General features: G+C 33.0%; 7 protein-coding genes, 1 pseudogene and 1 CRISPR repeat array. Of the genes and pseudogenes, 2 read left to right on the top strand and 6 right to left on the bottom strand.

All coding sequences use genetic code 11. The annotated features are described in order from the left end of the window. Window positions 1-35 precede the first annotated feature (35 nt). A CRISPR array of direct repeats spans window positions 36-933; the repeat unit is 37 nt; unit sequence GTGATAATCCCTTCAATCAGGTCAAGGTCATTTCTAC. 372 nt (window positions 934-1,305) lie between these two features. Continuing rightward, complete coding sequence (locus CAAU_RS14235; protein ID WP_083852815.1) at window positions 1,306-1,437, bottom strand: TipAS antibiotic-recognition domain-containing protein; 132 nt, start codon at window positions 1,435-1,437, stop codon at window positions 1,306-1,308. A 386-nt stretch (window positions 1,438-1,823) separates the two neighbouring features. Between CAAU_RS14235 and CAAU_RS05135 the strand changes: the two genes are divergently transcribed. After that, window positions 1,824-2,069 carry a hypothetical protein gene (locus tag CAAU_RS05135; protein ID WP_008908361.1) on the top strand — a complete coding sequence of 82 codons (246 nt, stop codon included), beginning with the start codon at window positions 1,824-1,826 and terminating at the stop codon, window positions 2,067-2,069. A 553-nt stretch (window positions 2,070-2,622) separates the two neighbouring features. Here CAAU_RS05135 and CAAU_RS05130 read toward each other — a convergent pair. From CAAU_RS05130 to CAAU_RS05110, 5 genes are all read right to left on the bottom strand, one after another. Then, entirely contained in the window at window positions 2,623-3,819 is a 1,197-nt protein-coding gene (locus CAAU_RS05130; protein WP_008908360.1) for an RNA-guided endonuclease InsQ/TnpB family protein, read from the bottom strand. Window positions 3,820-3,924: 105 nt separating this feature from the next. Beyond that, window positions 3,925-4,137, bottom strand: a complete 213-nt coding sequence (locus tag CAAU_RS05125) for a DUF3800 domain-containing protein (protein ID WP_040306015.1) — start codon at window positions 4,135-4,137, stop codon at window positions 3,925-3,927. 131 nt (window positions 4,138-4,268) lie between these two features. Continuing rightward, window positions 4,269-4,478 carry a helix-turn-helix domain-containing protein gene (locus CAAU_RS05120; RefSeq protein WP_008908358.1) on the bottom strand — a complete coding sequence of 70 codons (210 nt, stop codon included), beginning with the start codon at window positions 4,476-4,478 and terminating at the stop codon, window positions 4,269-4,271. 463 nt (window positions 4,479-4,941) lie between these two features. After that, window positions 4,942-5,289: a hypothetical protein gene (locus tag CAAU_RS05115; RefSeq protein WP_008908357.1), complete on the bottom strand. Its 348-nt coding sequence runs from the start codon at window positions 5,287-5,289 to the stop codon at window positions 4,942-4,944. A 13-nt stretch (window positions 5,290-5,302) separates the two neighbouring features. Further along, entirely contained in the window at window positions 5,303-5,965 is a 663-nt protein-coding gene (locus CAAU_RS05110) for an N-acetylmuramoyl-L-alanine amidase (RefSeq protein WP_008908356.1), read from the bottom strand. A gap of 182 nt (window positions 5,966-6,147) precedes the next feature. Here CAAU_RS05110 and CAAU_RS05105 point away from each other — a divergent pair. After that, window positions 6,148-6,351 (top strand): annotated as a pseudogene (locus tag CAAU_RS05105) (transposase); the annotation flags it as partial.

Below are 6,351 nucleotides of genomic sequence, written 5' to 3'. Positions count from 1 at the left end.
AGGCTGAGTGGTTGATCAAAGAGATCAACCGCAAGGTGATAATCCCTTCAATCAGGTCAAGGTCATTTCTACTAGGGGTAAGCAGCGCCCCAGAAGTTGCAGAAGATATAAAAGTGATAATCCCTTCAATCAGGTCAAGGTCATTTCTACGTTAGAAATTGCATTGATTTTAGTAAAATAGTTACAGCAGTGATAATCCCTTCAATCAGGTCAAGGTCATTTCTACCCATATAGATCTATCACGCCGACTGGAAAATTATAACTTGAGTGATAATCCCTTCAATCAGGTCAAGGTCATTTCTACTGTAATAATAATCAGGAGGGCATAAATCCCTCCTGATTTTTAGGTGATAATCCCTTCAATCAGGTCAAGGTCATTTCTACAAGATATAATTGTAGAAGAGGGGTACAACACACCTCAAAATATCGGTGATAATCCCTTCAATCAGGTCAAGGTCATTTCTACAATAAACTAATTTTTTGTCGGTAGGTTTTATTTAGCCTACCGGTGATAATCCCTTCAATCAGGTCAAGGTCATTTCTACAAAGACGAAGTTTTTATATTTTCTGGCACATTTTCGAACCTGTGATAATCCCTTCAATCAGGTCAAGGTCATTTCTACAAGCATATAAAAAGCTACTACAAAAAGGATTCAATCCAGCAGTGATAATCCCTTCAATCAGGTCAAGGTCATTTCTACGATTTCTGGTGAAGGAAAGCCATTCACAGTTGGCATGATTGTGATAATCCCTTCAATCAGGTCAAGGTCATTTCTACTTTTAAAACCACGCGAAGTCTTCGGCATCTGGGTAAAAGAGTGATAATCCCTTCAATCAGGTCAAGGTCATTTCTACGGTGAAAAAATGGCACCATTGACAGGAAATTACGGCATGCAGTGATAATCCCTTCAATCAGGTCAAGGTCATTTCTACGGCACCCCTCGGGAGGCATTGAAAAATCTTGCCTGAGAATATGGTTTTTGAAAACCTATTTAAAATCGCTTTTTTTAGCTGCTAAAATAAGTTTTATTCATCGGTTGTATATTAAAAAAATCGCCTCTCAAGCTTTGATTTTTCTGCGATGTAGAGGTTTTCAAAAAACCCCCTATGTATAAAAACATTTTAGGGGTTTTTTGATTTGTTTTTCTATATTATTAATTCTACCAAAATATTCAAAATCCTTCTATTTTATTAATTATTTTTCTTATTAAAAATAAATAGCCCCAAACTAAAAAATTAGTTCAGGACTATTTTTTTTAAATATATTTCACATAAAACAAATCTTTTCTCCTAATAAAAGGCTAATTACTTCTTCACCCTATCACAATACACCTTAATTGCCTTACTCATAAATCCTGCAAGGCCAGGTTTTACATTATCTATGTTTTGTGTAAAGCCTTCATCTGTAATATAAAGCTCTCCTAAGCCTCTAAATATTTCAAATCAATAATCATTTAAAAGCTAACAAGCTGTCATATGAAGCTTATTTCTCCACCTTAGACGTTATTTGCATTAATGAATGAAAAACTAAAAGAAGGTTTATCACCTAAAACTATAAGAAATATACATAACATCATAAATAAAAAATACTATTCCAATATTTCAAAAACCTAAAAAGCTCCGATATTAGGATTATTACTTTATCACTCGCAATAATAGAGGAATTATATATTCTCATGTTTTACCGGAAGTTAAAAAGGCTGCAGCTATGAAAATTAATCATCTGTTTGAAGTAGATAATAAAAATAAAAAGTCCAAATGATTATTTATGTCCTTTACCCTTTGTGTTATAATATTTATATCACTTCCGGAGGTGTTTTTATATGGATAATCAAAATCTTTTGGCTGCAATTGAAGAACTGCTTGATAAAAAGCTTGGACCTATTAACAATAAACTTGAAAACATGGAGAAAAAATTAAGTGCAGTATTTGACCAAGTGGCCGACCTTACAGAGTTTAAAACCGAAGTTAAAGAAAAACTTGATAACATTAGAGATGATATTAACGCTATCGAATATGTAACATCTAAAAACTGGAATGAAATAACTAAGCTAAAGATAGCAAAATAAGAAATAAATTTTGTTATTTACTTAAATAACTTAACAAGGGTGGGCATTAAGATAATTGCCCACCCTTACTATTGATATAGAGTCAAAATCTTAAACTTAAGTGCCTGGCACTAGTAAAAAACCCTACAAGCATAAAGCTTGCAGGGTTTTGGTGCGCCCGGAGGGACTCGAACCCCCGACCAACTGATTTGATTAAATGCTATTTATAAATTTCTATAACTGCCTAAAAGTATTGAAAAATCTAGCTTTTTTCACTAAGGCTTTTTATAAAAAAACTACCTTTATCTAAAACTAGTGTGGGAAAAGTGTGGGAAAATTTTAGGCTTTCATGAACGCTATATAAGTGGAAATTCCTGCAAAAAGAAAAAGCCCGATGGGGCTTTTGGTTGACGAATTTGACATTTTTACCTTGTTTGGTTGACTTTGTAGGTGTCAACTAATTCATGATTTTTATGCAAAATCCTCAGTATTCTTGCTAAAACAGATACTTCAATATATTTCTTATAGTACTTACTTTGAACCCTCTCCCACTTATAGAAGTGGGAGATTCTTTTTAGTTAGAGCCATTTACTTTTACTCTAACAGGGTTGTTCAAATACCCTCTATCCCTATCCATTACTGGACTTGGGACTACTCTTTTAAGTATGTTTAATGCCCCGTTTACATCTGCGTTTAAAGTGTTACCACACTTACAGGTATATAGCCCTCTGTATTTTCTGTTAGACTTATTGATAATGCCACACTTAGAGCAAGTTTGTGAAGTATAATGTTCATCTACAAATGTTACGTCTATACCTTTCTCTTTTGCTTTATACTCTATCATACTGCATAGTTTACCAAATGGGATTTTGTGTAGTTTTTCATTATTTTGGCTACCTATATCTATGTTAACTATACTATGGCTTAATTTGCCTATAACTATAGTTCCTATATTTTCTTGTAAAGCTTTTCTTACAATGAATGTTGATACTTTGTGCATATAATCTTTAAGGTAGTTTCTTTCTTTTATGATAAGGTAGTGCATTTTTTTAGATGTTGTATGTTTACTTTTAGTAATAACGCTTTGTAATTGTCCCTTTTTCTTAGAAAATAACCTAAGCCTTGACACAAGAGCTTTGCCATCATATATAGTTGCAGTTTTGTTTGTAGTAACTATTGTTGCAAGATTTGTTATTCCTAAATCTATTGCCATAGTTCCAGTAAGGTTAAGCTTTCTATCTGATATAGACTTTTTATATACGACATGCATAACATAAGTTGTATGCCCATACAATCTATGTGGCTTAATTTCAATCTCCTGCACATCCTTGAGCGATAAGTTTTTCGGCAAACTTATCCATAGGTAATTGGACTCAATAGAATGTGCAGTTTTAAGATAATCCTTTGTTTGTTTAGACAAAGATAATTTGACTCTGTCCCCTTCTATTTTAAATCCTTGCTTCTTCCATCTTACAGGGAAGTGTCCATCTTTAGGTTGGAAACGTGGTCTTTTAGTGTGTTTTTTGTAACAGTTTCTCCAAGCAATTTGTAGTTTTTCAAGAACTGCTTGTGCTGATTGTGAATGAAGGTTTTTATACCAAAAAGTATCTTTAAGTTTAGTCTTCAACTCTTTAGGTTTGAGAGAGCTATTTATTATATTGTGGTTAGCAACATTCCAAAGTTTAGAAGCAGAATAAGTTAAGTGGTTTAGTATTATTTTTTGTTCATTAGAAAGTGCTAATTGTATAACCATAACTCTTGTAACCTGCACTATAACACCTCCTTTCGTTTGTATTGTTTAAAACAATTATATATTTTTTTATCATATTTTACAATTCATCTCCCACCTATAGAGGTGGGAGTCTTCTTGTTAAAATTATGATAAATCTATTTTTGCCTTTCCTAGTTTTGTCCATTTTACTTCTACTACAGGATTAACTTCATGCTTTTTTTTAATAGTTCTTAAATCTTCATAAACTTTCTTTTTCATATTAGCTGGACAAGTAATTGCCCCGAGTACCATAACATTACTATTATCATTAGGCAAATGACAGCTTTCATCACAATATATATTATAAAGAGTGCCCATGTATCTTCCCCCCTTTAAAGCAATTCATTAATAAAATTAGATATCATTTATAATTATAACCACCAGAAATTTAAAATTCAATTATATATAAAGAGTTCCTGGCACCAGCTTTCGCCAGCACCAGGATATAATTATCTACCTTCTTTCCTTGCCAATATATCACTTTTGAAAAATAACCTGTCTCTTTTCATCTCTTTTATAGGCTTTATTTTGCCTCTTTTAATTAAATCATTTAGATTCTGCCTGGAACACCCTAAAATTTCAAGTGCCTCGGATGTGTCAACTATTTCATTCTGTATAAATCTTTCAAGCTCTTCCCTGGAATTAAATATAAGCTGCATAAAGTCACCTCATTATTATTTTAATTCCTAACAATAGAAACAATACAGCACTTAGTCCAAGTCCTATCCATTGAATTATACTTAAGTTACTAAAATTCATGTCAGATATCCAAAGCAATACAAGTAATATAGCAATTTTGTCTGTAGAAGTTAATCTTTTTATATTCATATTTTTGGGTGGCTGTGATATAATATTATTAGGGTATAGGGGAGCGATGCTCCCCTGGGTTCATCTCTTGCGTCTCTCTTTTGGGGGACGCTTTAAATTTTTAATTTCAATTATTAGTTTGATTGATGTAAGAATTGCTACGACTGTTAGGGCTATTTCTTTTATTGTCTGAACTACAGCCACCTTTTTTCACCTCCTTTCTAATTCTATTATATCACATATATTTACTATCGTCAAGTAGTTTATTAAAAAATTTTTACTATTTTTCTCAAAAAATATAAAATTCCCCAGCAATTATGCTGGGGTCACATTGTTATCTTTATAAGAATCGTTTATCTTCCCATCATCTAAATAATCCTTAGCCTTCTCATATAACCAATGAACAATCTTCCTCATAGTTGCTTCTGATATAAATATTGTCCAGCTCTTAGGCAAGAATTGATAAGCTTTCTTCACAACCCATTCTTCTTGCTGCTGGCCACTATTTAAAACTGCATCCTTGGCCAATCTTTTTGCCTGCAACATAAGTGCATAAGCAGTAGCCTTGAACTTTTGCCACTCAAGTAGAGCATAAAGCAAAATTGCAATTGCAATAACAATAATAAATCTAAATTCCCATGCAAAATTTAAAATTTCATTCATGATTTTACCCTCCTTAATTGATTATTTTCACATAATCCTTGCAAACCCAGCCTTTGTTTGTTCTATACCAGTCGCTTTTTTCTTCGAGTATCTCAATTATGTCGCCTTTTTTGTATTGCCCGACTACTTTAAATTGAGTTCCAGCTCCTACTCTAATGTTTAATACGTTTGCTAATACTTGTCCTTTTTTAGTTTGCTTTTTTTCCAACTGCTCCTTGAACCACTGCCACTTTGCCCAGTTGTTCGCTGACATGCTTGCAGGACATAGTTTCCTTGAAGCGTCATAGTGTCGCACTACTCTCTCAAGCGGAATGTTGTATTTCTTCATCAAATACCTTGTCAGCTCAATAGCGTTTGCAAGTGCTTTGTTGTAGTCTCCATCAGCGTTGACACATATTTCTATACCTATACTGTTTTGATTAGTAATACCAAATCGTCCTCGTCCATCTCCTACATGCCAAGCAGCGTATTTGTCGTCTATAAGCTGCAATATCTTTTTGTCATCAACAAAATAGTGTGCCGAAGCATTTCTGTTTCCACCATTGAAATATCTAAAATGAGCTTCTGCATCAGCTCCTTTGCCTTTGTTGTTTGTGTCGTGTATGACTATATACTCTATTTTCTTGCCATTTCTGGAGCTGAAATTGTATTTGATTAGTTTCTTTTCAATGTTCATACTATCACCTTCATTTTAGAATTTGAGTAGCCTTGAGCATAATTTAAAGACCTTGAAACTACTAGCCCGTTAGGACTAAATTTTTTTTATCACTCAAATATATTTCATAGGATTTCCTCCATTTTTGCCGAATTATATTTATATATCAACATAAACTTAGCAACAAAAAGGAGGAAATCTCTATGTATCAACGTCAAGAAATTTTTAACATTATTGAACTCTTTACTTCTCAAAAACTTATTAATTTCTATACAAAACTATTTGAAAATCTTGATTTATCTCCTTTACCTGATAGGCTCCCCTCTAAATACGGTCCTACCGGTTATTCTCGCCATGCTCTCTTTAGAGCCTTCATCGTTATGAAATGTGAGAAATTTGCTCAAATT

It is taken from the genome of Caloramator australicus RC3 (assembly GCF_000297115.1).
In the GTDB taxonomy this organism is placed as follows: Bacteria; Bacillota; Clostridia; order Clostridiales; family Caloramatoraceae; genus Caloramator; species Caloramator australicus.
This window is presented reverse-complemented; position numbering and strand designations above follow the sequence as displayed.

Excerpts from the sequence above, each read along its gene's own strand:
- CAAU_RS05135 (WP_008908361.1), top strand. The coding sequence starts at position 1,824 with ATGGATAATCAAAATCTTTTGGCTGCAATTGAAGAACTGCTTGATAAA.
- CAAU_RS05125 (WP_040306015.1), bottom strand. The coding sequence starts at position 4,137 with ATGGGCACTCTTTATAATATATATTGTGATGAAAGCTGTCATTTGCCT.
- CAAU_RS05120 (WP_008908358.1), bottom strand. The coding sequence starts at position 4,478 with ATGCAGCTTATATTTAATTCCAGGGAAGAGCTTGAAAGATTTATACAG.
- CAAU_RS05115 (WP_008908357.1), bottom strand. The coding sequence starts at position 5,289 with ATGAATGAAATTTTAAATTTTGCATGGGAATTTAGATTTATTATTGTT.
- CAAU_RS05110 (WP_008908356.1), bottom strand. The coding sequence starts at position 5,965 with ATGAACATTGAAAAGAAACTAATCAAATACAATTTCAGCTCCAGAAAT.